Below are 26627 nucleotides of genomic sequence, written 5' to 3' on the forward strand. Positions count from 1 at the left end.
GCCTTTGGTGGATGTGCGTGGTGAGGCAGATTTCCAGTGGCGCTTTGGGGCAATGCGGAGAGCCTACGCTAGCCGACCGAGCGGAGTAGCGCTTCGGACGATAGCGACAACATCTTCCGTCACCGACATGTTAATCGTCTGATGTCCCTGAGCGATGGCCGCCACTCTTTCCCACGGCGGCCATCGATACCGAGCGAAATAGTACTGAACATCCCTGGGGTCTATTTCGGCTTGAATTCGTCCGTGTAAATGTTCTTAACGATCGCGTTGTAACGCGCGGTAAAGTTATCTTTGTCAGCCTGAGACAGATTGCCGCCGTCAATGCTCTTTTTGAGATCGGCTGCCTCTCGATTGTATTTGAAATCGTTGAATAGCTTCAGCGCTTGAATGATCGCATCAGCCGACGTCTCTCCGTTCTCACGAATGTTGTAGTACTTCTCCAAAAGAGAGGCGCTAGCTGCGTTCGCAGAGAAGTTCTTCAGAGCCGGGTCTGTTGTTCCGTCAAGGGCGACGATCACATAGGGTGTATCGCCACCGTACGCGGTTCCGGAGCCGTCCTTCTTCAACAACCGTCCATCGCTAATCCCATAATCGGCGAGGGATTTTCGATCGAGTTCATCCCTGGCAATCAGCCGATACCCCTCTTGAGGTTTATTTCCGGGAAGGTCAATATTGAGCGTCTCGGTCGCTTGGAACTCAGCCTTGCTGTCGTATAAGCCGTTAGCGATTTTCGAGCCAATATTCACCAGCGCGCTTGCCGCCAGTAAGTACGGCGACGCGGAAGCAAATGCCGGAATTGCGCCCGCAGCCGACATGACCCCACTGACGGACTTGTAGAAATCTTCGTCGACATCGTCGAACGCCATCTCAAACGTCACACTAAGCTGCCGATCAACGAGCGCAGGCGAATAGAAAGCCAACCGAGTTCCGACCTCGTTGGCTGCGAACTGAAGTTCAGTTTGGCGTCCGACGTCTTGCTTTATCGCGTTCAACGCTCTTGGCTGCGCATCTTGATAGCTCCAGCTCTTAACCGCTGACGATAGCAAGCAGCCCTTTCCACCGAGCCAGTTCTTGGGCGGCAATTTCCCAACATATGCCGACGCGATCCATAAGGTAAGCGGTTTACCGATTCCGATAGGCTCAAACTCCCGTTGAATCGCCGGCATAGAACTTGTGGATGAAAGTTTCAGTGTCGGCAAACTCGGGACGGACATGGTCCGACCTGGCCCTAAATTGATGCCAACCCCACCTCTCGCACGAGGGCTCGAGAATGCCTCCCTCGCCGTCATGTACTCGTCTTCTGCAAAGAGTGATCCATTGATGTCGTAATAGACAGGCATACCGGCTTCTCCTCCAAACGGGCGTGATGGGCACAGTGAACCATCGGCCTTGTGCACACCGCACGGCCGACTGGGCTTCGAAACAAACAAGCGTCCTAACGAGGCGATTAGTCGCGCGTATATCTAACAGCGAGGAGAACCGAATGGACAACGCTCTTATCCAACATATCTTTAAGTGCGTTCATCGACCTTCGCTGTTCCTCTTCATCGCCCTGGATTCCGATGCATCCTTTCGTCCCGATGGGCCACCCGTCTGGATGTACACGAAAATATTTCCGGCCGAAGACCTGAGTCCCATCGCATGGGTCGATGTTGATAGAGTAACCAACGTTCCCGACCGTAAATCCGAGGTCATTCCGCAAGCGAAGTCCGCTTGCGGTGTACCGACCTGGCGGGCAAGGCCCGTTGGTAATCTCGTGACTCTGAGAGCCGCCGCCCGTGGCGAACTTAAAGCTATCCTTTGTCTTCCGGTCCTCGTCTAGCAATTCGAGCGTACCTAGGAATATGGGGTTTCCTAGCAATGTCATCCTATAGGCATTGGCCGTGGCTATGAGCCGGGCTCCCGAAACATCAACTGGAGCATAGATTGAATCCTCTGGGGTATAGCTCCTCAGATCGAACAATCTGCTACGTCGAAGCGCAGCCAAACCTTGACTCTCAGAAAGAAGCGAGTCTGCAATAGCGCTTATATTCTCGGCTTCGATCATCGCCGTCGCGTGGGTGAGCTTCGCCAACTCACTTAGCCACTGATGCTCGTGTGATCTGCGGTAGCGCTGCGCAATCCCTCGCGCAAGGTCCGTAAGTGGTCCCTCAAAGATGCCACTGGCGTCGGGCTCCTTGGCGCCATGGAAGCTCTCCAAGGCACCATCGATGATGGCGCTGTCCCGCTCAGTTGGCGGCCCGTTGACCGACAGATCGTCTACGTAGCTCATTTCTGCGCATCCTCTGGCAATACCAACCAGTCCCCAAACTTTCTGGGGATGCCCATACGGAGATACTGGCTGCCACCTGGCAGCGCCGAGAGACGCTAGACTGGGCGAGCGATGCCGTCAATCAGCGATTTGGCCGTCTCAAAACTGTGACACTCTCAACATGCTCTGTCGCATTGGCGGCATCGGTAGCAAGGCCTGCTTATGAACTTCATTCAACACAGCCTGATGCTTCTGGAAGATGCCGGCATGTCCGTCGACTATCCTGAGGTCGACTGGATCCGCGCGAACGAGGCGCGCTCGCTATTCGCCACATCCCGCCCCGGACGACGGGTACTCCTCGAACAGAATCAACACATGAAGTTGATGATGGTCTTCTCCGTCCTCGATTTCCACATTGATGTGACATACCCCGACATGGAGGGCAAGTCGTTCCGGCAGAAATACAAATCAATTCCTTCAGACGACGACTACGATTTGATGTTTCGTGAGCTATTCCGCGTCGCGAAGGTCATGCGGAACTCGCTTGTCCACAATTCGTCATCGTTCTCCATTGTTGATGGTTACATCGATATCAACTACTCCCACAATAAAACACCCTATCGCGTCAGAATGACGTTGGACGCGGTTGGAAGCTTCTACACCGCCATAGTCATGTATTTGAAGTCCGACTTGGGCGACGGCCCCTATTTCCTCGGAATCATGCGGTCGATCTATTCAAACTTCGTAGCTGGTATCGAGATCTTCTCGGATGAGTTCACCTCCGAGTTGTTGGTGCCACCGGAGGGAATCAAGCTAAACCCGTATCGCAGAGTTGTTCGCTATCGCTCGGAACACCAAGTCAGCGATGGACTTGCCCGTATTCTTGTTCGCGGGAGGGTATGCGGCCCGATGGAGAGCGCCGACTTCCACATTGTTCACGGAAATGTGGACTATCTTGTTCCTCTGGAAGCGCTGTCTGACGACCTCTCAATTGGTGAGTACGAGCTCATACGTAACTGGAAATACGTCGGCACCTTCCCACCCCTCAGATCGCCTGCGGACAAGGAGTGAGTTTTTCCGCGCCTCCGAGGACCCGCCACTTGAGCCACTTAGACATGGCCGCAACCTAACCTGGCGGTGGGCGCTCGCCCGGCTTCTTCGGGCCAGGCGCCATAGCAGGTACGCCGAGGCTGCAGCCATGAAGTCCATCAAAACGACGGGGAGGCCGCGGCCGACTAGGCAACTGGGGAAACCCACCGCCAAGGGCCGAAGGAGAAGGCACGGGCCTGCTTCAGCGAACTTCTGAGCTGAGGCAATTTCTCAGGGGCGATTTGGATTCATGCTGACGGCCTAAGCTCGCCAATGGAGTAACGCAGGGCTATCCCACGACCAGCTGATCAGCGACAGGCTCCAGCAAGATCACGGGAAGATGCTCCTTGATTGCTTCGTTCATGGCAGCCTGTGCTCTTGCGTCTACGTCGCCGAGGGCGAACGCTGCTTCTCGAGCTGCCACGGTGGGCCATTGGGCATAGCTGTACCAGATGCCGTCCTGTCCGCGGTGGAGACGTGCTCCGAGGGATCCACGGTCACGCTTCAAGCAGCCTGTGATCGTCGACCATGCAGCGATGAAGTATGCTTCTCGTCCGGTGTGTACACGCCACCTGTAGATGACTACGAAGCCCACCGCGGGCGACGCCGGTATCAACGTTCCGTCTTCTTGGAGACCAACTGCGGATGTAGATTTTTCCGGTCCGTTCATTCCTTGTCTCTCGATGACATGCTGATCCCCTGGTGTCGCCGCCATGGTGAGTGGCGGCTATTCGCTGGCCAGGTGCGGCTCCCTTAGTGAGCCGGCGCACCAACGCACTTGTAAGGCACGGTGATCTGCCGCAAGCCGCAGTTACCGAACCCACGGCGCGTGAGGCATTCCGTGTCCTCGGTACCGGCGACTTCAGCGCCCTGGTAGCCCCACTTCTTGCACTGAGTCGAAGCCATCTGCTTCGCCTGGTCGGCGCTCATGGCCGGGTTGTGGAACTCGTTGCGGTTGTAGGAGAGGCCCACAGTTCCGGAATCTTGGTCTGCCCTGCTTATCGCCCATACCGACTTGACCGAACAACCGCTCAGTGCGACCAGGCTCAGTACGGCCAATCCGAACATCTTCCGCATACATCTATCTCCCTAAGTAGTGATAACCACGTTCTGGTCAGTCCCGGTTCCGGGCGGGTAGCGCGGCGACCAGCTTGATCGAACCCGCTATCGCCGCGCATAGCGCAACGATGAACAATGCATAGGCCGCTATCCAGGCTACGGAGCCAAGGAAGATCCCGCTGAAAATAGCGGCAGTGACGGAAGCCAGGCAGATAAGCCCATACATGGCCACATCCGTACCCGCGCTCGGTGACCTGCGCACCATGGACGCCACGTAGAGGCCCAATAGCGGGATGCCCACGAAGAGGAGCGCGCCGATGCCATAGGAAAACTGGGTGTAAAGGCGTTGTTGCCGTTTAAGTGCCTCCTGCCTGGCACGGATGGCCTGGGCATCGGCATCAAGCGGCTTTTGCTGTTCGACCTGGCTGACTGTCCCGACCTGCCCAACCGGAGCTGGCAGCGTCGTCTGGTAGCCAAGGGCAGCAGCGATGAGCATCATGCAGAGCGCCAGGCTCGGCAGGATCAGTAAGCGCCGTTGCTTCAGCATGTTTTCCCCCTGTGTGCAGACCGTCCTGTGGCTGCCTTACGGGGTGGATGGTGACGGGTTTGGGGGTGGTTGTCACGGGCGTTTGGTGCTCGCCGTTTCATAGTGCGGCGTTAAGTGGAACCAGAGGCCGCGCACGCCCCTCACATTCTCGGATTACTAAAGATCGGGACGAATCTGCCGAGTTACCACTCTTGGCCCGACAAGGAACGTAGATGTTTGCCGCGAAGAAGACGCCGAAGGCCGCATCGGCCGTCAATGGCCCAACACGAGATCCCAATCCCAGAGTCAAATACAGCTATTCGATGCTCCTCAAGGAGCTCAGTGAAGCAATGAAGTGGGTGCAAGAGCGGTCGGTAACTCTGGGGGCAATAGCGTTAGGAACAACTACCTGGCTATGGCTGGACTTTTCCGCAAAATATGGCCTGGGCATCGGCGTGTTCTCTGGCAGCGTGCTAGGTGCGCTCCCATCATTGCTATTGTGCTCCGTCTTGCTATGCATAGGCCTTACTCTGGCATTCCTTATGCCTACTGCACTTCTGCTGGTCCCAGTGGGCGAGGGTCGCCCGAAGCTCATCGATCTAGACACGCCAAAGCGCCTCAACGCCACAGACCGAAATGTCCTTCGCGTACCTAAAAGGTCCGCCATCCGCTGGATGGTTATCACCTGCCTCCAGGTCGCCCTAATCTCAGGCGCCACTTTCGTGCCGCTCGGCATGTCCTACTTTAAGGGCAGTGAGGATTGGGCAATATTTCTATTTCTGGTTACTGCGGTTGCATTTCCGTCAGCCGCTTTTGCCAAATGGGTGGGTGGTAACCAGTCGTTTGATTTTCAGGCACTAATCGTCGGTTCAATGATGGCTCAGTTCCAGCTATCAGTGCCGGTTGCCCTATGGGTCATCCCCTTCGTACTTGGGGACGATCGGGCAGTGACTTTTGCCAACGGCATGAAGAGTTTCATTGCGGTCGCGCTCGTCGCCGGGCCCCTCTCGGGTGCGCAGGTGGTGCTTATCGGACTATTCCGGTCTCTTGCAGCGCGCAAGAACATCGTTCTTCGATCGCTATTTCTCGCCCAGGGCCTGCTCGTCGTGGTCGCTGCCATCGCGCCACTCGGTGCACGCCTGCTGTATATCCCGATTCAGATCATGGGCATGAACGGCATGAAATGCGCGGTTCTTCCAATCGTTGCGACCGAGAAGGAGAAGATTCCCGCTATCCTCAGGAGTACCCACAGCGGAACAACTGTTGAACTCTCCTTCGTCACGCCAGTTATCGACGAGTACCGGTTCGTCCGAGCAATGACGTTGGATCCGGACACGACCGTCGCGATACCCAAGTCGGCGGTCGGCCTCCCGGTGTCATGTCCTGAGGATCAGAAGATCGGCGGCTAGCGAATCTCAGGCACGTGGTTGCGAAACGATTTTCTTCCGTTTGGCAAGTTCATTGAGATCGCTCTGGCCACCAAGTCATCGGCCTCGACGGCAAGCAGGGTATTCCATCCAAACAGCTAGTGCCTCACTCAATCCGGGCGGAAGCGGACAGCCGGATCGACATCTTTCAAGGAAGCGATGCCCACGTTCGGTGTAGCTGCGCGTCACGCCCGAGATACACAATGCGATGCTCGCCACTGAGGAGCCTAGCTTCGTAGACGCCCCCTGCGACGGTGAGCCTGCGAGTGATTTCTGCGGCCCCTCGTCCTTCGACCCAGATCCAACAACCTATCCGCGGGTCGGCCAAGTCCTTACGCCCCCTACGCGGTTCCATAAGACGGTCATTAACCGATCGACGCAACACTCTCGGGTCAACGGACCGACGTGAAACGAAATGGCTAGGTATCTGTGCGGGGACCACTGGCAGGGCGGAAAAACGTGCCATGAGGCTCGCACGCTCGTCCTCCAGCTGACGGACCGCCTCAGGTAGCCAGATCCAAGTTCTTGGCGCGTCATTAAGTATCCAATCGGACAACCCCGCCAGATCGTTAATTGGACCGGACTGAAACTCAGACAGGTCGATCTCAACCATGCGGACATCTAACGCCCTGACCCTATCGGCTTTCGCCTCGTCGACAAGGTGGCGGACGTGGATCTCGACATAGAGGCTCCCAGCATCATCCATCAGCACGACGTCGGGCCGAAGCTCCTCAAGCGGCCGCTCCACCTGACCGCCCCAAACAGAGCCGACTTTGGACGGCAGCCGGAGCTCCGCCCCATACCGAAGGATGCCGTCGGCACCCCTGAACGTCGGTGGGTTCTCGACGCCTTTTGCCCCTGACCAGGCGGGCAACGTCAGATGATCCGCCTCAGCCACAATCTGCTTCGCAAATCGATGGATCGCCGTCTCTAGACACCCTGGCCCTTCTACCCGCCCGTCGTGCGCGAAATGAGGCCGACGTACCTCTCCCAGCTTGGCGACCAGTCGGGCACCACAACCTGGACAAGTACAGCCACACGCCAGTCCTCGGGCGACCTCTGAGACGAGCACCATGCGCCCATTCCTCAGCCCAACCGGAATCCCCACCGTTTGTATTGCCCCCGGCCCGCCTTCACTAATTCGACTTGCCATGTCTCCGCTCCACCGTTAAGAAGTGGGCTGAGACTCTACTTTCCATGGAAGGGGAAACATGGACGAACAGACCGAATCAGGTAACACGACGCTTTACGCATTGGACGCGTTCGCCCGCTGGCTCGAGGCCGAGCCACCCCAGGGAAAGGTCCGACAGGTGCTAATGGCCTTCGCGGCGCAGACCCGCGAGGCGCTAGAACGCGGTGGCGAGCCGCCTACGGCGGATGTAAATCAGCTCCATGCCTTGTACCGGGATCAAGCAGGAGGTCCTGCCGCCAACGACCCCATCACTGGAAAGTGGCTCCCCGCCTCCCAGGTTCGGACGTGGTGGGAGGGCCAACAAAACAGTCGTCGACAGTTTCTACAAGGGGCAAAGGCCCAGCGTGACGTCGACCTAATCATTGATCTGGGCGGCGGGCGGGGCAATCCCACGACGTATCGATTCGCGTTTCCAGAATCCGCCTCCAGTCAAGAACAGGAGGATTTCCGCTCTACGGACGGCGCCCCCCATACCGTTAAGCCTTCTCCAGACCTGATCACATATTCGGTCGAGCAGGCAGAAAGCGCCCTCCTCTGGCGCCCTGTCATTGGCAAACCTTTCTCTATGAAGTCTGCAAAGGGCGTGTTGTTCCTCGTTATAGTTAGCCTACCGCTTGCCGTTCTTATTTTTTGCGGGATCATAAGCGCGGTGTGGCTTGCGACGTCCTCCGTCAATTTCTTAAAGCACATTGGCCCTTTCGTGTTAGCGGTGACCATCTCCGCAATCGCCCTTCGCGCCTTCAAGCCTATTTGGGACCTACCCACCCTCCGCGTGACGATCGCCCCAGACTGGCTTATCAGCACGAAGCAGATGTACGCCCAATTCCGCCTAACTCGAGACAGCGAGAAGAAGGCCGGCGGGCGATTTTCCCTTGTCCGCTTCTACGCGAGTTGTCCGGTATGTGCGGGAGCCATCGAAGTTCGCGAAGGTGGCACTGCCTTCCCTGGTAGGCTCGTTGGCTGCTGTTCCGACAGTCCGCGGGAGCACGTGTTTAGCTTCGACGCGGTAACTCAGCGGGGTCGCGCTCTTTTGCGGTGAACGGCTAGGCCACCCGCTGTACCGCCGGTCGCCGGCCGCCGGCCGCCGACATTACCAACGATGGCGGCCGGGAGCTCTGAATCAGAAAGGCGCTTCCCGGAGGAAGTGTAGGCAAAACCCTACATTCACTTCCAAAAAAGGCAGCTATATTCCGCCGCGTCACCAGAAGTAATCAGGGGAATATTCGAAATGGCAACTTCTGCACCGGGATCGGACTTCTCGGCCATCCTTTCTGCCGCGCGTGAGTGGATCAACACGTGCATCCATGCCGATGGCTCGATGTTCACGTCCGACCAGATCTGGACTCTCGAAAATATCGAGGAACTTCATCGAGCTATTGCCGACCATCCCATCGCTGGGGATGGCTCATTTATCGACAAGCTGCTCGAGCAGACTGCGCCAACAACCAGTCGAGTCAAAGCCCTTCTTGCTGAGCTCTATTGGGCTCTCCAGCTTTTCCCGAGCAATCTTCGCGCAGAGACGAAAGTTAAGCTTTTTCGGCAATTCGCAGACGTCGCCAGGTTTGACACTTCCGGCGGCGAACGCTGGTTGTCGAAAGAGGTCCTCCGAGGAATCGGCTCTGGCGGCACTGGCTATCAACAGTATTTCTGGCGCGAGGTGGTCTACGCCACAGCAGTATTCAGCGCGCTCAAGCGCATGCCGCGCGATGAGAGGATCAGCCTCATGGAGGATCGCGCCCGATTCACACCGTGGCTCGAAGCGCAGATGAACGCTAAAGAAGACCGTCAGTACCGGCACATGTTCCGTTACTTCGTCTTCCCCAAGGACGTCGAACGCATGTCGAGCAATCGCAACCGTCGCGATGTTCTCGAAGCATTTGCCAACATCCAGCAAGACGAGTCTTTCAAGTGGTCGGATCTTGACCTGGACGACGCACTTTTAGCATTGCGGGCCCGTCTCGGGACCGAACTCGGAACAGATGTTCTCGATTTCTATGAGTCGCCACTGAAAGAAGATTGGCAGGAGCGCAAGGCCTCCGAGAAGCCAGCCGACGCAGATTCTCCAGACACTGGCGACGCAGGCCACACTGCCGGCGAGTTCGTTCTACCTACCGATCCGACAAATATAATCTTCTTTGGGCCGCCCGGCACAGGGAAGACGCGGAGAATCGATGGATTACGAGCACTGTATACAAACACGCTGGCAACCCTTAACCGAGAAGCGTGGCTGGATGAATTGGTAGCTGATGAAGGGTGGCTGGCCGTATTCGTTGCAATTATGGCGCGCATCGGAAAGCCGATGCGCGCGGTAGACATCGCAAGCTCCGAGCTCGCCCTCGCCAAGGGGAGACCCAGCGCAAAGCGAAATCGGTCCGTCGCGCCCCCCATTAGCGGATACCTTCTCGAACACAGCGTCGAGTCTGTGACCATTCCGCCGAGCCTCGTTCGTCGGCAGCCACTGGTATTTGATCGCCTTCCTACGGGCGATTGGACTCTCGCAGACGATTGGCAGGAATCTCTGCCCGAGGCTCTCAGCCTACTTAAACTCTGGAAGGCAAATCCAAGCGCCGGGACCGCCGCTGTACAGCGGTATCGTATGGTCACGTTCCATCCGAGCTACGGTTACGAGGACTTTGTGCAAGGAATTCGGCCGGCCGAGGATGAACTCGGTGAGATCGCGTTCCGAAAGGTCGATGGTGCGTTCAAGACGCTTTGCGACCTCGCGCTGCACGACCCTTCGCAGCGCTACGCCATGTTCATCGATGAGATCAACCGCGCTAATGTATCGAAGGTATTCGGCGAGCTCATTACGCTTATCGAAGGCGACAAGCGCATATCACCTGGGAAAGAGGGCACTGGGTCGGGACTACGCATCCACTTGCCAAGCGGCGAGACATTCGGCGTACCTTCCAATGTCGACATCTACGGGACGATGAACACTGCAGATCGCTCGATCGCACTCATGGATGTCGCCCTACGACGACGATTCCGCTTCGTCGAGATGGCTACCGACTACGACGTACTATCAGAGCACGTCGATGGTATCGATTTGGGCCGCATGCTGAGGCGGATTAATGAAAGGCTCGAGTTTCTACTTGGCTCAGACCACTGCATCGGTCACGGGTATCTTGCCAAAGTGAGGTCGCTAGACGATCTTCGTTCCGTCTTCGCCCTTCAACTCATACCTTTGCTCGAAGAATTCTTTTTCGACCAAAGAGATCGCATAGCTGCCGTTCTTTCGAACCAAAACGGCTCGTGCGTTTTCGTGTCTGAGAAGGTGATCGTCGCAGGCGACTTGTTTGCACACAACCTAAGTCAGGGCGTGCCGCAAAGAACAAGTCAGGTCGGCATGAGCACGCCGGAAGATTGGAAAGCTGCCGACTTCGTCGCGATCTATGGTTGACGGCTTGCTCCCTGAAAAGCGGTACTCTCGCGCCCCTCTTGTGGCGCGAGAGTACCAATGGCTACCCGTCACAAATTCCGCTTCGACAGGAATCTCACTACAAGAGTTTGACAGCCTCCGCACACTGAGCCAAAAGCGTCCCGGACTCTGCGAGGCTTCGTACGGCGGGATTCGCCTGAAACATTACTGCGGCATAGTTTCACTTGGTGAGAGGTCACTGGAAATCATTCCGAAGCTCGGCATTGATGACGTTCCGACCGATCTCTCACGAGGGCACCTTCTGCGCTGGCTGCGCGATAGCGGCTGCATGCCAACCCCGGTCCTGACCGAAGCAGCGCAATCAAGTACCTCCTCACCGCTACTCGACACGTTCATCTCGGCCTTCTTTGGCGAGGTCGCTAGAACTGTCAGCCAAGGCCTACTACATCGATATAAGAGCGAGTCCGAGGATCTCGCGTCCATACGGGGCCGGATCAACTGGCCACGACAGAGCGGAACGCTATGGGGACGCCCAGACAGGATGGCATGCACTTACGACGAGTTCACTGCCGATATATCTGTCAATCAGATAGTTAAGTACGCACTACGCGCCGTACTGCGTCAAGGCGACCGCCAGCTGTCCAGGCGCGCGGCCACCCTTCTCGGCCACTTTGAGTCCGTGAGCGATATCGATGTTCACTGTCTCCGCGGCACCGTCTCCCTCCGAGATCGTCAGATCCGTCGCTATGAGGGGTGTCTGGCCTGGGCATGGCTGATTATTGACACTCTTTCGCCATCGCTTCGACATGGTGATGAGCAAGCCCCGGGCCTCCTTTTTGACATGAACAAGGTCTTCGAAGCCATCGCGGTTCGCTGTATTTCGGCTGACATTCAGTCACCGGACTTTCGCGTCTCGGTCCAGGACGCATCAAGCCATCTTGGCTTCTATGGAGAACACGCGGTAACTCAGTTAAGACCGGATATCGTGGTGTGGAAAGGTCAGCAGAGGATGACCGTGGCCGATGCCAAGTGGAAACGGCTCGAGGTGGATTCTCGTGGGGTGCCCATTTTGAACGGCCACGATGTCTATCAGCTCCTTTCCTACGCCGCGGCAATGGACCTTAGCGAGGTCAGCCTTGTATACCCGCTCCATGACGGGCTGAAGGGCTGGACGCCGGATTCGGTCAAGCTTCGTATTCACGACGGCGGGACTGTAAACCTCTCAATCTTGCTAATTGATCTGGCAAGCGATTCATACGACGTAACTACGTCCGCTAGCTGGTACACCGGGCTTCGCACCTAGCGACTATCTGTCCAGAAGTTCGCGCGAATGCGACCCTTCCGGGATCGACCGATGGCTTAGCAGATCATTGGTTAGCGCTTTCTCGCCGCCTAGCGCCTCCCCTCCCCTTGAATAACTCAACTGGATTGAGATACTTCTCATCTGTGAAGGGGATGGGGAGAGTTAACAATGAGCGATACAGAAGTCAGCGCGCCTCCGCGGGGCCTGGCAGACGGTATTCGTCGCGTACTGTCCGACTACGCCGCGGCCTCCCAGGAGCCATTCGAGAAGCACGAACTTGCAAAGCTCATTCGTGGTGACCTGGCCGACGCCGTGGAAGCGACCGTCGGCGACCCGACTGGCACATATCTCGTTAAGGGCAGCGCTGGCCAGGGTGTTTGGGCTAGGGGTCCGTGGGTCGCCATATTCAATCGCTTGGTGACGACCTCTGCGCAGTCAGGCTACTACGTATGTCTTCTCTTCCGAGAAGATATGCAAGGAGTCTATCTAACCTTAGTGCAAGCGATGACCGAGGCGAAGCGACACTATCGATCTAACGTAAAAGCCTCCCTCCGAGCTCGCGCTGCCAATTTCCGAGCTCTCCTTGGCAAGGTACCTCAAGGACTTCCACTAGAAACCATCGATTTGATGCCTTCGACACAACAGAACGACACTAGCTTCTACGAAGCTGGTGTAATCGCCGCGAAGTACTATCCGAAGTTGTCACTGCCTGACGATGATGAACTGTCACGAGACATTCGATCCGCACTTACGTTATACGAGATGCTGATCTCTAGCGAAACAAACGACGTACCCACGAGCATCGTCGACACGCAAGTCGAGCCACAATTTGAAGACTCTGGGCGGAAGAAGCTTCATTACAGAATTGAGCGCAACAAGAAGCTAGCGAATGACGTCAAAGAGGCACTCGGATTCACCTGCCAAGCGTGCGGCTTCAATTTCGAAGAAGCTTACGGTGAGCTAGGTAAAGGTTTCATCGAAGCTCATCACCTTACACCTATCTCCACCCTGGTGCCCGGCAAAGTTCAGCTCGACCCGAGGCAGGATTTTGCTGTCCTGTGCTCAAATTGTCATAGCATGATTCACCGAAGTGAGTTTGTTTCCGATATTGCCGCGTTCAGGGATCGACACCTGAAGCTCCCACCCTAATAGCAGCCAGTAGCGATTCGATCTTAAGCCAAAGCTTTCTGTAATTGCATTGTGTAGCCGCTGGACGTCGGACTCTTTTTTCCCTCTCTCGTAGTGCTCAAGACATACGTTCTCAATTTCTATGCGGGCATGCATACGGCCTGGGAGCCAGTGCCCGCTATGGCATCTATTGCGCAGCGTTCCGATGAACGATTCGATGTAGTCTTCCTAGACTGGCTTGTCAGACGCTATAAGCCTCTGCTCCGCAACACGTTCGTGCGCGAAGAAGACGTTGACCATGCCGACAAACGCCGATTCGTCTTCGCTACGAATCCCTTTGGTCAACCCACCTGTGATCACCGGGCGGTCGACGACGCACGCGGTTCGTCGCCTCTTTTCCACTTAAGGCCAGCCTCGGCCCAATCGACTCAAGCCCCCAAAAGATTTCGCCGCATGCGTACTCTCATGATCACCGCAGCATGCCTCGCAAGACGCCGTCGCGACTTCATATGACGGCCTCTGGGCCGGATCAACTAATCATCCGACTTCTTCTTGCCTTCGATGATCTCAATGTCATCGTGTCCGAGACCAAACAGCCTGTAGATACCATCGTCTAGCTGACGTTCGAGCGAAAGGATCTTGCGCGCCTGAATCTCTTCGTCAAGCGTACTTTGTGTAGACCTATGTACTGAGCGCGCAGCGATAAGTCGCTCAGCCAGTCCAACAAGTGCGTCATGCATAGACCTTTCTTCTGGCACCCTAAAATCGATAAATCGAATAGGAAGAACGTCCAGTTCATTCGTGGCGACGTTGTTGTTGCTACTTGTCATCTTGAATCGCCACTGTGCTAGTCGGCTATTGAGAATTGCAAGCACATACTCGGCTCGATATCCGGAACTCTCGTCCACAACAATCGAGTTCGTTGAGTCCGCAAAATAGGCAGGTGGATCACAGATCATAGCTACGATTCTCAGTCGCTCGTCGACACCTGTTATGCGCTGTGTCGCGATCCTCCGCTTTTTCACTACATCGCGTTTGCGATTCGTTTCGAGGAACTCCGCCTCATCGAACCACTCGCGCATCCCCTGCGATAGCCGGTCGCGAATTTCATAGCGACCAACCTCCACCCCCTTAAGGAGTCGCGTGAGTCGAGAGTCTGAAGAGATGAATTTTCTGTAAGTCGTCTGATTTATTTCGCCTCTTGTCGTTGAGACGAACTCGCAATCTTTCAGATATCCGACGCCCGCTCTTCCGTAAATTCGTCGAGCCAGCTGAATGGAATCTTCGCCTACCATTGGGAATGGCGCGTTCTTCGGATCGAATGATCGAGCATCCGCTAGGGTCACCGTGGAATCTATGGATTCATCGTCAAGTCGATTGGCTGGAAAAACGCGCACACGAACTCTCGCGTCGCCCGTTGGAATACTCGACCGTTGGCCCGTAATGACGACCGTTGAGAGCTTCGCATCTTTAAAGACTCGCTTCGACGGATTGTCTTTCTGAGGGAAGCAGTCCGCTTGAAGATCGTCCAAAGAGCTCAAGAGGTATAGCCGTCCTCTCACGCAACTCACGTCCGCCATGATCGACATCGGCACAATCAATCCGATCCTTCCATTTGCTCTGACGAGTTGAATGAACCGAACAAGGAAGAATCGATACATATTGAGCTTGCCACCGAAGGCAGCTTCGTAGGTCGCCTTACCCTCCATAACTCGAACGAACGCATCATGTGGCCAGGACGACTTTCCCCGCTCCTTCTCGACAACCTCGTATGGTGGATTCCCAACAATCGCTGAGAATCCTCCGCCCTTCATTACGTCGGAGAATGTGTCCCGGAAATCGAGCGGATTCAGAGCTCTAGCGTCCTCGTCACCAGGGTCGCTATCGCCCAAATCATCCCAACCGACGAGGCTATTTCCACATACAACATTCTGGCTCAAGTCTGGAAGTAGCTTTATCGCCTTTCCATCACCAAAGTCCATTGCGAACTGCCTTGCCGAACCCGCACTCTCGTTCTCAAGAAGCTTGAGAAACAGCGAGAGCTGGGACACCTCGACGGCCTGGCGGTCAATATCAACACCGTACACGCACTTTGTGAGGATATCCCGTCGGAGCTTCAGTCCTAGCCGCCACAGGCCATTGTCGTCGCGCACACACCCGTGATTCTTAGCCTTCGCGTCTCTGTCCGCTGCCAAGACAGCATCTTCCTTACCCTCGTTGTACCAACGCTCGAGATAATTTAAGAGAAAGCCGTATACACCCAGTAGAAAGCTGCCAGATCCACAGGCGATGTCGGCAATTTTGAGCGACCAGACATCCTTAGGCTCGCGGCCGTTCACCAGAGGACCGAGCGTCCTCTCGACAATATGGGCTACGATATGCTCCGGGGTGTAGTAAACGCCACCGGCCTTCCTTATCTCGGGCTTTTCGACAACCTTGACACGCTTCTCTGTCGCTGAGATCACCTTGCCAAGAAAGCGCTCGTAGATCGATCCCAGAATATGAATTGGAATGACGTTTAAATCATAGGGCGAATTGAGATGCGAAAGTCGCTCACAGACATCCCCAAACTGATCGGCATCAACTGGAAAGTCTCGACGATCAAGTGAGGGGTGCACCTTGAAAATGATGCCGTTGTAGGTAGCGTCTAGCTGACGACTAGCCTCCAAGAAATCTGTCCAAGCATCTTGTCTGCGGCCGAGATCGGCCACACGCAAGTTTGGCTCAATGAGCTTATCCTCGAGAAATCGGAGGAAGACGAGGCGGTCGAGCGTCTTCTGGGTAATCTCAGTCAAAGTAAGGGAGTTTAGCGACGGATCTGCCCTTTTGAAGACTTTGGCGAGAGTCTCTCGATGCTCCTCCAGCTCTGCCAGGAAGCTCTCGTCAACCGACATATACGCGCCAGCAAACAGCGCTCGCTGCTTAGCACCGCCTTTGGCTTTCGGCAATGCTTCGACATAGCGGTCAAACGCCCCAGTCGCCAGCGCTTCGCGAGAAAATATCCAGTAGAACTCTGCGAATCGCTCCTCGTCTCGGAAGTCCGAGAATCGATATGTCTTGATTGCTTGATCCAAGACAGAGTCAATATTAGGTCGACGGCGGCAGTCGAGGATGAGGATTTGCTCAAAGTCCGTCAAAACGGCAAGGGGAGTTCCAGCGCTCCAGCCGTACCGAACAGTCTGGAAATGCGCGTCTTTGCTGTTTACAAGATCTATGCTGGGCTTCTTTGCTTCCACGTAGAATCGCACGGTGTTGAAGTCAGGTGCGAGCGAAAATGAATAGTCCGCCTTCTTCTGAGTCAAGGCGAATGCCACCGTCTTCTCAACCTTAACTTCCTGCTCCCACGGGTTCCGTTGTGACCGATGAAGAACGTCCCATCCAAGTGCCTCGAAGAACGGGTCAATAAAGTCCTTCCGAACCTCGGCCTCCTGGTAGTTTGGCTGCAAGAACTTATTGATATGCTCTTGAAAGGAATCAATGAGTTCAACGACACGTTCAAAAGCAAGACCGAGTGAATCGCTCATTAGGTATCCTAGAATGGAGTAATCGTCCGCACCCTCGCTCTGCCGCACGCTGAAGCGTCATTGATGCCGGTTCTTAGCAATTATCGTATACGCGGATAGGCGCTGTCATTTTTGGTATCAGCCTCACCACGGCGTGCAAGCAATAGCGCGTGTCCTCTGGTGCCGCGAGGTTCGAACGCTAAATTCCCATCGTGAATCAATCGGCTGCCGAGGCTATATTCCTCTCTGTCGCTCGTCCATCATTTCGCAGCCTCCATAGCCCGAAGCATCCGGATCGTTTGTTGCCTGAGCTCGGCGCCCCCCAAAGGCCGTCGCGCGGGATCTCGCGCTTCAAATCGGCTAAGCACCGTTCGGTATGATCATGTGCTTCCGACGGGTTCCGAAAGACGAGCATGTCTATTTCGCCTCGCCGGAAGCAGTCATTGAAGCGCTCGATGAAGCCATTCAGCATCAACTCGATGAAGTCCAGATCGCCCGTTCTTCTGCGCTGCGCCCATTCTGCTAGCGCGACGGCCACACGGCAGCCTGCAGAGGAACAGAAGGTCCAGCCGGCTACCAGCGCAACTGGAGGCACGTCGCAAGGCAGCTTGTCTCGTACTAGGGACGCGCGGCACCGACCTACAACCGAAAGAGCTTGTCGTCCTGACTGAGCTGGAGAATCGTATTCTCCTTAAGAAACGTCTCACTGATCCCCGGTAGCTTGTCGCTGATAGCGGCAAGAATTAGTTGCCCCTCTAAGGAATTGGCCGCCGTCAGGAGTTCAGATAACTGATTACCATGGATAGCCTCTACGCCATCGTGACAAACGAAAGTTGGAAAGTTGATGCCGGCGGCATGTAGAAATTTGATGTAGGCGATATCAAAGGCAGCCGTCTGTGAAACCTTCTTGCCAGCGCCGACGTTCGCACCTACTGATGTCAGAGAAAAGACGATCGATCCGTTCTTTGACTCATCGAAGGTTAGTAAGTACTGCTCGCCGTATAAGTCTTTCGAAAGAGATGAGAAAAATTTGTTGAATAGCGACACGCGCTGCGTCAGCCTCGCCTTTCCTTCCTCTATGAACTTCCTGGTTAAACTGATTTTCTCATCAATGTGCTCCAACGAGTTTCGAAGCGACTGAATTGCATGAAGGCTCTCCTCCAGTCGACCCACCTGCTTAAGCATTTCATGCAGATCTTCTTGGGCTTCGAGGGCCATCTCGAAAGCCCGTGTTTTGCGCAGAGCAACCACAAAGCTATCCTCCTCTTCCTGAAGTCTCTCGAGTTCTCGGAGATGGCTCGCGGCGGTTTCTTTCAGCCCGTGCACCTGCAGTTGAAGAAAACGCTCCTTCCGGCCACGCAAATTCACCACAAAGTCGGAAAGTTCTTCCCAATCGCGATGAAGCCTTTCGTTGTATTTCCCAGCTTCTGAGTAAATCGATTTGACGGCAACATCGTCAATACCGCTGTACTCATGCTTCAGACTCTCAATTGCCGAGCTCACTGAAGCAATCTCAGCCTCAACCTTTGCCAGTCGGCTTCCAGCATCCGAAGCCTTCGCACGGATTTTAGAAACGGCATTGGCGGCGGCGGTGATCTCGGAAACCTCACCGCGGAGATGGATTGAGGCCTGTGCGTCGTCAATCTTTCGACGCAGGTGCAGCAAGAGCTGCTCGATCTCACCCTCTTTTCGCTGGCGAGTTGCCCCGAGAAGATCGCGCGCTACAGTGCCACGCCTGATATTCAGGGAGGACCGTTCCTCCAAGACATCAACGTCAAAGAATCCGAAGAGAAAGAGGTGCACTGCCTCATAGTCGACCTCCTTGCCGAAGGGCCCAAGGAACTTCAACGTCTTGCTCATCAAACCGGCCGAAGACCTCACGAACTTCGGTGCCAGTTGGCGCAAGCTGGGCTTTCTCGACTTTGTGCCGAACAGGATGTTTTTTACTTCGTCACGGTATGTGGCAATCGAATCTTGCAGAACATCGTCGATGCTTAGCACGCCCGTTCCCTTCTTCCCCTTCACCTTGAAAGAACGACAGAACGAATGAACGCCGCGGATTCTGTCGTAAATCGTCAAGGTGATGACGACTGCTGGAGTTCCATGCAGAAGGTCGAAAACTTCTTGATTAATACTTCCCCTAAACTCAGAATCGCGCCATATTTCGTCGCCGTCTGCCCCGAGGCAGAAATCGATAAGACGCAGGACCGTTGTCTTACCAACATTGTTGCCACTTTGCTGCCCCCGACCGGTAGGTCCATCGAGGATGAGATTCAAGCCGTCTTTGAAGGTAATTTCGCGCAACAACTGATTCCCGCGCTCAATGCAGAGCGATACTAGACGCATTTTTGAATTTCCCCATTCTCATCAAGCTTCACGGCGTCGATGAGGTAAAGCCACGCCGCCGCAGCGATGGCCTGCGTCGGCGATATCGCGCGCTTAGTGAGCAGACTCATTCGCTCCTGGAGGCCAAGCAAGTCAAGCTTGCCATCGGCTACGTCACCAAGAGCTTGCAGCGCGACGGCGCCGAGGTAGTAGCCGCAGTTCCATGGACTCTGTTCACGAGGCAAGAGCATCGTCGGGCCTCTCTAGAACTTCGCATTCAATTACGGCATCGGCAACGATCAACGAGACTGCCAAGTGTGCCGTCTCCTGCATCACAGTCACACTGCTCCCACTTGAGAAATCCGCAAGCATTACCTCTACCACCGCCAAAACGAGACTAACGGCGTGAGCTCTAGCAACGGCGTGCGCATCAGCAGGTTTTAATTCAAGGAGATCACACAGCTTGTGCAGCTGCTCCATGTATGCCACTGCGGCCCTGCGACGAACCATGCGGCGCGCGTCATCGTTGCGCTGCTCAGCACCGCTATAGGCTGACTCAAGGACGCTCGAATACTTAGAGTAATCGGTGATGATGTAATGCGCCGATGGGAAGTCGTTGTAAGCGAGCTTCACGCTAACCTCGGGCGGTAGCGTTCGCATGGGTCCGGTGTTGTATGCAACCAGATCTTCCGAAAACCGGACGACGACGCTAGAAAGGTAAGACGGAAGTTCACGAGCAATCTGCCGCTCGATCAAAGTGACGCTTTGTGCGCTGATATTGCAGATTGACCCGTAGTTGTCTCCGGCAACGGCAACGCTACTGTTCCCAGCAGAGATGGACACTTCCTGCTGCGACGGCGAAGCCTTAAGAAGATTGGTCACGGCTGGCAGCAGCGCCGACAAGGCCGAACCGCTTTGACGCTTGCCGTGTTCCTCAGTCATTTTGCAGCCAAGTGCCAAGCGTGCCAGAGGGTAACTGCTATGCCTAATAGTTCCACTCCGACGGCGAAGTAGGTGAGTCGATGCGAACCGTGAGGCAACGGAGATGGCGTACCGCAGTTTACGTTGGTGATCGATCCGGTGTTTTTCCCGCCGACAGCGACGGAGCCAGTACTCGCTTCAACTTGAACGACCTTAGATTTCGAGCGGCCGGCAAAGAAAAGAACAATGCCTAATGCCATCAATGTCAGGCCCACATAGAGTTCCATCTGATTTTTCCCCTGAAATTATTAGTTCAACCGCCAATAGCGCATTGAAGCCGATCCGACATCCGAAGAGATTCCTTGTCGCGACTCTACGATGAGGGACGATGGAATCGCGCACTCTGAACGGCTTCGAAAGTTACAATTGCGGCATTGCAGTCAACATCAGTAACGCCATCCAACTCTACCGTCATTCGGCGGCGCTGCCGAATTCACGATAAGCGGCGAGGTTTCAACTGCGCCGAAGATACTGCGCCGACCGACCTGCGCCCGAATAAAAACGCGCATCAGATTTGCTCTTGAAGTATGAGGCCACGAGGTAGAGAGGCGAGCGTCTTTAAGAGAGTTGGCACGCAGATTTGCCGAAAAAGCCTCCTCGGTGCTAGCCGCTTGTCAGGCTTAGGGCGCCAGTCAACCACTTCCGGTACGGCACCAGGATCGCTGATCGGAGGCCGGGCAGAAACGGCCCATTGGGATGCTGCGCGCGCTAATCCTGAGGGTGACCACCTTGTTTGACTCGAGGGCCATCGCCCCCCCCTAGCCAGGCCGAGGCCGTTCTACCCCAAAGCGCGTCAGACTTGTTAGCAACGGAGCTGACGTTGCCGTCGTTGTGATCACCGTCTTAACCGACTGCCAGCGAGCGCACAACGTCCGCTTCTCTACGTCGTAAGGCGACTCACCGGAACTTCTAATACCCACGATTTAAGAAAGTCTGCCCCGTCCATCAGCACCAGCGCCTGCGTATTGCGCTTGGCGAAAAGCGTAGCGCGCCCCGTCAACTTAACGGTATTCGAGAGCTCAAGGAGACGGTGCACCTCGTGCGGGGTGACCGCATTTAGGCGAGATATTGCTGATGGTCACGTACTGCGCGCGCTTGAGGAGCGGCCCCGTAAGATGTACGTGAATCGGAGGCCGAATAGGCCTTCGATTCAATAAGTGGCAGGGCGCGAATAGCACGTTCGCCATGCGTTAAGGCAGACGACACCATGCGCTCTACCCGAGAACAGGCGGCATCGTAGACGAAGTCCGGTTATGAACGGAAAAGCTGCCCACGAAGGCTCTCAACAAATGCGCCTGCTTCACTCCGGACCCAAGGCCATCCCTTCGCGACGTTCAAGTCCTGGCCTGCGGTATTCACAACCACGGTCGGCGAACCCCAAAGCAGCAGTACGCCGAAGAACACCGCTAGTAGCCCACCAACGGTCAGAATGGCATTGCCGGAGCCGAGACACCCAAGTCCGACCAGCACCAAAAAGAGACCACCAACAATTGAGCGCGTGATGTCGAGCCGCACCGACGTGACGTGCTGCAGAGGAATATCCTGGCGGGAACCTCCGCTCAGCCAGCCCTTAGCGCGAAAGAAGACTAGTCGCTTGCTAGTGACAGTTCCGAAGGCATTCTCGAGAAAGGTCTGTTCTGCGCTTGCTGCGCTGCCCTGTGCTACGTCGGTCATTTGTCGCTCCTTGGTTACCGAATATGAGGAATATCCGACCAAGGTTATCGACAAGATCTTCACATACTTTAGACCCCGGACCGGAAGGCCTTATGCCCTTTCGGCACATAAGAAAAGGCCTCGATTTCTCGAGGCCTCTCTTTAGTAGCTTCGGACGCGAGAAGAACTCACCCGCACTTCGAATACCCACAATTCAAACAAGTCTGGCACCCATCCATCAGCACCAGCGCCTGCGTATTGCACTTGGCGCAAAGCGTAGCGCCAGCCGGGAAGCCAGCGGCATTGGTGTGGGAGTCGGCGGCCGGGGCCTCGGGGCTAACGGCGTCGCTCACAGGGTGAGCTCCTACGGGAGCAGCAGCGGGCTTCGCCGCAGCCTTCTCATAAGCAGCGCGCTTTTCAGCGATCAGCCGCTTGGTCGACTCGTCCATTTCCGGATCGTGGATCAGGCCAATGGACTTCATGTGCTGCTCGATGACGGCACCAATCTCGGCCACGATGCTGGGCATGTACACGCCGCCCGCCTTGAAGTAGCCGCCACGCGGGTCGAAGACAGCCTTGAGCTCTTCGACGATGAACGTCACGTCGCCACCCTTGCGGAAGACGGCGGACAGGATTCGGGTGAGCGCCACGATCCACTGGAAGTGGTCCATGTTCTTCGAGTTGATGAAAAGCTCGAAGGGACGGCGCTGCTCATGCGGGGTACCCGCATTGAGGACGATATCGTTGATGGTCACGTACAGCGCGTGCTCGAAGAGCGGCGACTTGATCTTGTACGTGTTGCCCACCAGGGTTTCCGGACGCTCGAGGCTCTCGTGCATCTGGATGACTTCGGCGACGGGTGCGACCTCTTTGACCGGCGCGGCTGCGACGGCTGCGGGTGCTTTGTCCTCGGGCTTTACGACGTTATAGCCCTTGATCTTCTTCTCGATCTTGATCGCCATGGTGTTTCTCTCTAACAGGTGGATATCCGGCCCGGCGCGAACGCCGGGCCGGATGGGTACTACTTACTTACGACGGCCACGGACGGCGCTCTTACGCGCCGGCGTACGGCCGGTCTTGCTGGCAGTGGACCTCTTGGCCGCCTTGGCGACCTTTTTCGGAGCAGCGGCCTTTCGGACCGTCTTTTTCGTAGCCGGGCGGCCGGCGACCTTGCGGGTCACCTTGGCGACGGCCTTCTTTACCGCCTTGCGGGCGGTCGAAGCCTTCTTGACGACGCGGGCAGCGGCCTTCTTGGCGGCCTTCTTCACCACGGCGCCCTTGCGAGCAACCTTCTTGACGACCACAGCAGCCTTGCGGCCAGCGGTCTTCTTCACGACGGCTGCCTTCTTGGCGACCTTGCGGGCCACCTTCTTGATGGCGACCTTCTTAGCCGGTGCCTTCTTGGCGGCGGCCTTCTTCGGTGCTGCCTTCTTGACCGCGACCTTCTTGACGGCCTTGACCGCCTTCTTGGCGACGGCCTTCTTCACGGCAACCTTCTTCGGGGCGGCCTTCTTGGCGACAGCCTTCTTGGCGACAGCCTTCTTGGCGACAGCCTTCTTGACGGCGGCCTTCTTCACCGCGGTCTTCTTGGCAGCTGCCTTCTTCGGCGCAGCCTTCTTCACCGCGGCCTTCTTCGGAGCGGCAGCCTTCTTGGCAGCGGCCTTCTTCGGAGCAGCGGCCTTCTTGGCAGCTGCCTTCTTCGGGGCGGCCTTCTTTGCTGCCTTCTTGGCCGGAGCCGGCTCGGCTACGACGGCGGCGGCTGCCTTCTTTGCCGGGGCCTTCTTGGCGGCTGCCTTTTTCGGGGCGGCTTTTTTCTTGGTGGGTTTGCGCGAGGAGATGTCGCCCACAGGGTGGGCTCCTACAACGGCGGCGGTCTGGTCATCAGCCTGGTGGGCTGCGATTTCGTCGCCGGCGATGTCCTTCTGGCTGGTGAGCGGCTTCGGGGCCTTCGGCTTGCGCGGGGCCTTCGGCTTCACAGCCTTGACGACCGGGGCGTCGAGCTCGGCAACGTAGTCCGGCTCGCTGGACGAGACGGCGTCGGTGGCTTCGCTGGTCGGGGCCGGGGTCGGCTCGATCACTTTCTTGGCGACCGGCTTCTTCTTCACCACCTTCTTCGCGACGACCGGGGCGTGCTCGGTGGTCGCGGTTTCGGCTTCCGCGACCGGGGCTTCAGCAGCCGGGGTGGTCTCGGTGGTGTCGGTGGTTTCCGTCGCCGTATCGGTCGATTCGGTGGTCTCGCCGTTCGGCAGTTCCGCCTCGTCGATCTGGTTTTCGTCGTTCGTCATAACTTTTTTCCCTCTCCGCGGGGGTCAGAACTTGCCGTAGTAACCTTCTTTCAGGGCGTCGAAGAGATTGGCGGCGGTGTGCATTTCACCGTCATATTCCACCTCATCATTACCCTTCAACTCGACAACGCTACCGTCTTCTAATTCGAAGCGGTAGAGGGTGTTCTCCAAGTCGGTCTCTTTTACAAGCACGCCCTGGAACGCGGCGGGGTTGAATCGGAACGTCGTGCAGCCTTTAAGGCCTTGCTTATAGGCGTAGAAATAGATGTCCTTGAAGTCCTCGTACGGGTAATCCGTGGGGACGTTCGCGGTCTTCGAAATCGAGCTGTCGATCCACTTCTGCGAGGCAGCCTGGATATCGACGTGCTCTTTCGGGCTGATGTCGTCGGCGGCCACGAAGTATTCCGGCAGGCGGGTCTTCGGGTCTTCGGAGTACGGCATGGCCTCGCCATTGATCAGGGCGCGGTAGGCCAGCAGCTCGTAGCTGTAGACCTCGACCTTTTCCTTCGACTTCTTGCCCTCGCGGATGACATTGCGCGAGTAATGGTGGGCGAAGCTCGGCTCAATGCCGTTCGAGGCGTTGTTGGCCAGGCTCAGGCTGATGGTGCCGGTGGGGGCGATCGACGAGTGGTGGGTGAAGCGGGCGCCCACCTTGGCCAGCTCGGCGACGAGCTCCGGAGCCACCGTGGCCACGCGCTGCATGTAGCGCGAGTACTTGGCGTGCAGCTCGGAACCCTTGATCTGCTGGCCGACCTTCCAGCCGTCTTTCACCATCTCCGGGCGCTTGCGCAGCATGTCGCCGGTGACTTCGAAGCTCTGGGCCAGCACCGGGGCCGGGCCCTTTTCCTTCGCCAGTTCCAGGGCGACTTCCCAGCCGGCCACGGCCATGTCGCGGCTCACTTCTTCGGTGAACTGCACGGCGTCGGCGGCGCCGTAGCGCATCTTCAGCATGGTGAGCGTGCTGCCCAGGCCCAGGAAGCCCATGCCGTGGCGGCGCTTGCTCAGGATCTCGTGCTGCTGCTGCGGGAGCGGCAGGCCGTTGATTTCCACCACGTTATCGAGCATGCGGGTGAACACGCGGACGACTTCGCGGTATTCCTCCCAATCGAAACGGGCCTTCGGGCCGAACGGGTCGCGCACGAACACGGTGAGGTTCACCGAGCCCAGCAGGCAGGAGCCGTACGGCGGCAGCGGCTGCTCGCCGCAGGGGTTGGTCGCGCGGATGTGCTCGCACCACCAGTTGTTGTTCATCTCGTTGACGCGGTCGATCAGGATGAAGCCCGGCTCGGCGTAGTCATACGTCGAGACCATGATCATGTCCCACAGGTGGCGGGCGCGGATGTGGCCGTAGATCTTGCAGGCCACCAGGCCGTCGTCACGGGTGACGTACTGGTCCTTGGTCGGCCACTCACGCCAGACGACCTTGGTGGCGTCGGTGAGGTCGATCTCGTGCTGTTCCTTGACGTGGACCGGGAAAACGGTCGGCCAGTCCTGGTCGTTCTCCACCGCGTCCATGAAGCCGTCGGTGATGAGCAGCGAGAGGTTGAACTGGCGCAGGCGGCCATCTTCGCGCTTGGCGCGGATGAATTCCTTGGCGTCCGGGTGGCTCACGTCGAACGTGCCCATCTGCGCACCGCGGCGGCCGCCGGCGGAGGAGACGGTGAAGCACATCTTGTCGTAGATATCCATGAACGACAGCGGGCCCGAGGTATGGGCGCCAGCACCGCTCACGTACGCGCCGCGCGGGCGCAGCGTGCTGAATTCGTAGCCGATGCCGCAGCCTGCCTTCAGGGTGAGGCCGGCTTCGTGGACCTTCTCCAGGATGTCATCCATCGAATCGTGGATGGTGCCCGAGACGGTGCAGTTGATCGTGGAGGTGGCGGGCTTGTGCTCCAGCGCGCCAGCGTTGGAGGTGATGCGGCCAGCGGGGATCGCACCGCGGCGCAGGGCCCACAGGAAGCGCTCGAACCAGTGGGCGCGCAGCTCCTCGGTGGCTTCCACATCGGAGAGCGCACGGGCGACGCGCTGGTAGGTCTCGTCCACCGAGCCATCGACGGGCGCACCCGACTTGGCCTTCAGGCGGTACTTCTTGTCCCAGATGTCGAAGGAAGCCGGCTGCAGCGGAATGGCCGAATCAAGGCCAAGGGCCTGGGCGCGTGCGGTGCTCATGTATGTGTCGTCCTCAAGTACTCGGCCTGTGTCGGCCGTTCTTATTGGTATGCGTGGGCGCAACCTGTCGAGACCCTCCCCCCGGAGGAAATCAACCATCCTTTACCACCCCTGTTGGCGCCGGCGAAAAGCCTTTGCCGACGCTGGGTTGAAGCTTGAACCTGAGTCTCCGCAGCACCAGCACTTGGTAACTATCGAACGAAGGAACACAAGATGTTGTGGTTGCGGCCGGGGTTGAACCTTACGCTCGGAGGGGGCCGATGTAAAGTGTCGGATACATGCGTCTCATGGTCTGAAACCGATCGTTTTTCGTGTGGTCTTAGGGCGATGGAAGAGCATCGCGCGCGAGCGCGC

Annotated in this window: 21 protein-coding genes; 6 read left to right on the top strand and 15 right to left on the bottom strand. The window is 56.8% G+C overall.

Going from position 1 to position 26627, the window contains the following annotated elements:
- Positions 1 to 221: 221 nt before the first annotated feature.
- Both L2Y96_RS19165 and L2Y96_RS19170 read right to left on the bottom strand, forming a co-directional pair.
- On the bottom strand, positions 222 to 1340 hold the full coding sequence (locus L2Y96_RS19165; RefSeq protein WP_247329421.1) for a hypothetical protein: 1119 nt from the start codon (positions 1338 to 1340) through the stop codon (positions 222 to 224).
- Positions 1341 to 1447: 107 nt separating this feature from the next.
- A complete protein-coding gene (locus tag L2Y96_RS19170; RefSeq protein WP_247329424.1) occupies positions 1448 to 2272 on the bottom strand; it encodes a hypothetical protein in 825 nt (274 codons plus the stop codon).
- Between the two features lie 201 nt (positions 2273 to 2473).
- On the opposite strand from L2Y96_RS19170, the gene L2Y96_RS19175 reads away from it, so the two are divergent.
- Complete coding sequence (locus L2Y96_RS19175; RefSeq protein ID WP_247329426.1) at positions 2474 to 3322, top strand: hypothetical protein; 849 nt, start codon at positions 2474 to 2476, stop codon at positions 3320 to 3322.
- A 307-nt stretch (positions 3323 to 3629) separates the two neighbouring features.
- Here the strand turns inward: L2Y96_RS19175 and L2Y96_RS19180 are convergent, their stop codons facing one another.
- The 3 genes from L2Y96_RS19180 to L2Y96_RS19190 form a co-directional block, all read right to left on the bottom strand.
- Positions 3630 to 4055: an antibiotic biosynthesis monooxygenase family protein gene (locus tag L2Y96_RS19180; protein WP_343218422.1), complete on the bottom strand. Its 426-nt coding sequence runs from the start codon at positions 4053 to 4055 to the stop codon at positions 3630 to 3632.
- A gap of 38 nt (positions 4056 to 4093) precedes the next feature.
- The gene (yecR, locus tag L2Y96_RS19185; protein WP_247329430.1) at positions 4094 to 4312 is read right to left on the bottom strand and encodes a YecR family lipoprotein; all 219 of its coding nucleotides are present in this window, start codon (positions 4310 to 4312) and stop codon (positions 4094 to 4096) included.
- Between the two features lie 142 nt (positions 4313 to 4454).
- Complete coding sequence (locus L2Y96_RS19190; protein WP_247329432.1) at positions 4455 to 4946, bottom strand: hypothetical protein; 492 nt, start codon at positions 4944 to 4946, stop codon at positions 4455 to 4457.
- Between the two features lie 212 nt (positions 4947 to 5158).
- Between L2Y96_RS19190 and L2Y96_RS19195 the strand changes: the two genes are divergently transcribed.
- A complete protein-coding gene (locus tag L2Y96_RS19195; RefSeq protein WP_247329434.1) occupies positions 5159 to 6334 on the top strand; it encodes a hypothetical protein in 1176 nt (391 codons plus the stop codon).
- Between the two features lie 166 nt (positions 6335 to 6500).
- Here L2Y96_RS19195 and L2Y96_RS23130 read toward each other — a convergent pair whose 3' ends face one another.
- Positions 6501 to 7505 carry a competence protein CoiA family protein gene (locus L2Y96_RS23130; protein WP_484497397.1) on the bottom strand — a complete coding sequence of 335 codons (1005 nt, stop codon included), beginning with the start codon at positions 7503 to 7505 and terminating at the stop codon, positions 6501 to 6503.
- Positions 7506 to 7563: 58 nt separating this feature from the next.
- On the opposite strand from L2Y96_RS23130, the gene L2Y96_RS19200 reads away from it, so the two are divergent.
- The 4 genes from L2Y96_RS19200 (at position 7564) to L2Y96_RS19215 (ending at position 13378) form a co-directional block, all read left to right on the top strand.
- Entirely contained in the window at positions 7564 to 8583 is a 1020-nt protein-coding gene (locus L2Y96_RS19200) for a hypothetical protein (protein ID WP_247329436.1), read from the top strand.
- 189 nt (positions 8584 to 8772) lie between these two features.
- Positions 8773 to 10947, top strand: coding sequence for an McrB family protein (locus tag L2Y96_RS19205; RefSeq protein ID WP_247329438.1), 2175 nt, complete (start codon positions 8773 to 8775; stop codon positions 10945 to 10947).
- Positions 10940 to 12229 carry an McrC family protein gene (locus L2Y96_RS19210; RefSeq protein WP_247329440.1) on the top strand — a complete coding sequence of 430 codons (1290 nt, stop codon included), beginning with the start codon at positions 10940 to 10942 and terminating at the stop codon, positions 12227 to 12229. The genes L2Y96_RS19205 and L2Y96_RS19210 overlap by 8 nt, the downstream gene beginning before the upstream one ends.
- 168 nt (positions 12230 to 12397) lie before the next feature.
- The gene (locus tag L2Y96_RS19215) at positions 12398 to 13378 is read left to right on the top strand and encodes an MrcB family domain-containing protein (RefSeq protein WP_247329443.1); all 981 of its coding nucleotides are present in this window, start codon (positions 12398 to 12400) and stop codon (positions 13376 to 13378) included.
- A gap of 512 nt (positions 13379 to 13890) precedes the next feature.
- Here the strand turns inward: L2Y96_RS19215 and L2Y96_RS19220 are convergent.
- The 9 genes from L2Y96_RS19220 to L2Y96_RS19260 form a co-directional block, all read right to left on the bottom strand.
- Positions 13891 to 16881, bottom strand: coding sequence for an Eco57I restriction-modification methylase domain-containing protein (locus L2Y96_RS19220; RefSeq protein ID WP_247329446.1), 2991 nt, complete (start codon positions 16879 to 16881; stop codon positions 13891 to 13893).
- A 618-nt stretch (positions 16882 to 17499) separates the two neighbouring features.
- Positions 17500 to 19206, bottom strand: coding sequence for a DUF2326 domain-containing protein (locus L2Y96_RS19225; protein ID WP_247329448.1), 1707 nt, complete (start codon positions 19204 to 19206; stop codon positions 17500 to 17502).
- A complete protein-coding gene (locus L2Y96_RS19230) occupies positions 19197 to 19436 on the bottom strand; it encodes an ABC-three component system middle component 6 (RefSeq protein WP_247329450.1) in 240 nt (79 codons plus the stop codon). Before L2Y96_RS19230 ends, L2Y96_RS19225 begins: the two co-directional genes overlap by 10 nt.
- Positions 19420 to 20127 (bottom strand): hypothetical protein, encoded by a 708-nt coding sequence (locus L2Y96_RS19235; RefSeq protein WP_247329453.1) that lies wholly within the window; start codon positions 20125 to 20127, stop codon positions 19420 to 19422. The genes L2Y96_RS19230 and L2Y96_RS19235 overlap by 17 nt, the downstream gene beginning before the upstream one ends.
- Positions 20124 to 20393, bottom strand: coding sequence for a hypothetical protein (locus tag L2Y96_RS19240; protein WP_247329455.1), 270 nt, complete (start codon positions 20391 to 20393; stop codon positions 20124 to 20126). Before L2Y96_RS19240 ends, L2Y96_RS19235 begins: the two co-directional genes overlap by 4 nt.
- 1024 nt (positions 20394 to 21417) lie before the next feature.
- Positions 21418 to 21840 (bottom strand): hypothetical protein, encoded by a 423-nt coding sequence (locus L2Y96_RS19245; RefSeq protein WP_247329456.1) that lies wholly within the window; start codon positions 21838 to 21840, stop codon positions 21418 to 21420.
- 167 nt (positions 21841 to 22007) lie between these two features.
- Positions 22008 to 22781 (bottom strand): TSCPD domain-containing protein, encoded by a 774-nt coding sequence (locus L2Y96_RS19250; protein WP_247329458.1) that lies wholly within the window; start codon positions 22779 to 22781, stop codon positions 22008 to 22010.
- Between the two features lie 63 nt (positions 22782 to 22844).
- On the bottom strand, positions 22845 to 24104 hold the full coding sequence (locus L2Y96_RS19255; RefSeq protein WP_247329460.1) for a hypothetical protein: 1260 nt from the start codon (positions 24102 to 24104) through the stop codon (positions 22845 to 22847).
- Between the two features lie 24 nt (positions 24105 to 24128).
- Entirely contained in the window at positions 24129 to 26273 is a 2145-nt protein-coding gene (locus L2Y96_RS19260; protein WP_247329462.1) for an adenosylcobalamin-dependent ribonucleoside-diphosphate reductase, read from the bottom strand.
- Positions 26274 to 26627 lie beyond the last annotated feature (354 nt).

This window comes from Luteibacter aegosomaticola (genome assembly GCF_023078475.1).
GTDB classification, from domain to species: Bacteria; Pseudomonadota; Gammaproteobacteria; order Xanthomonadales; family Rhodanobacteraceae; genus Luteibacter; species Luteibacter aegosomaticola.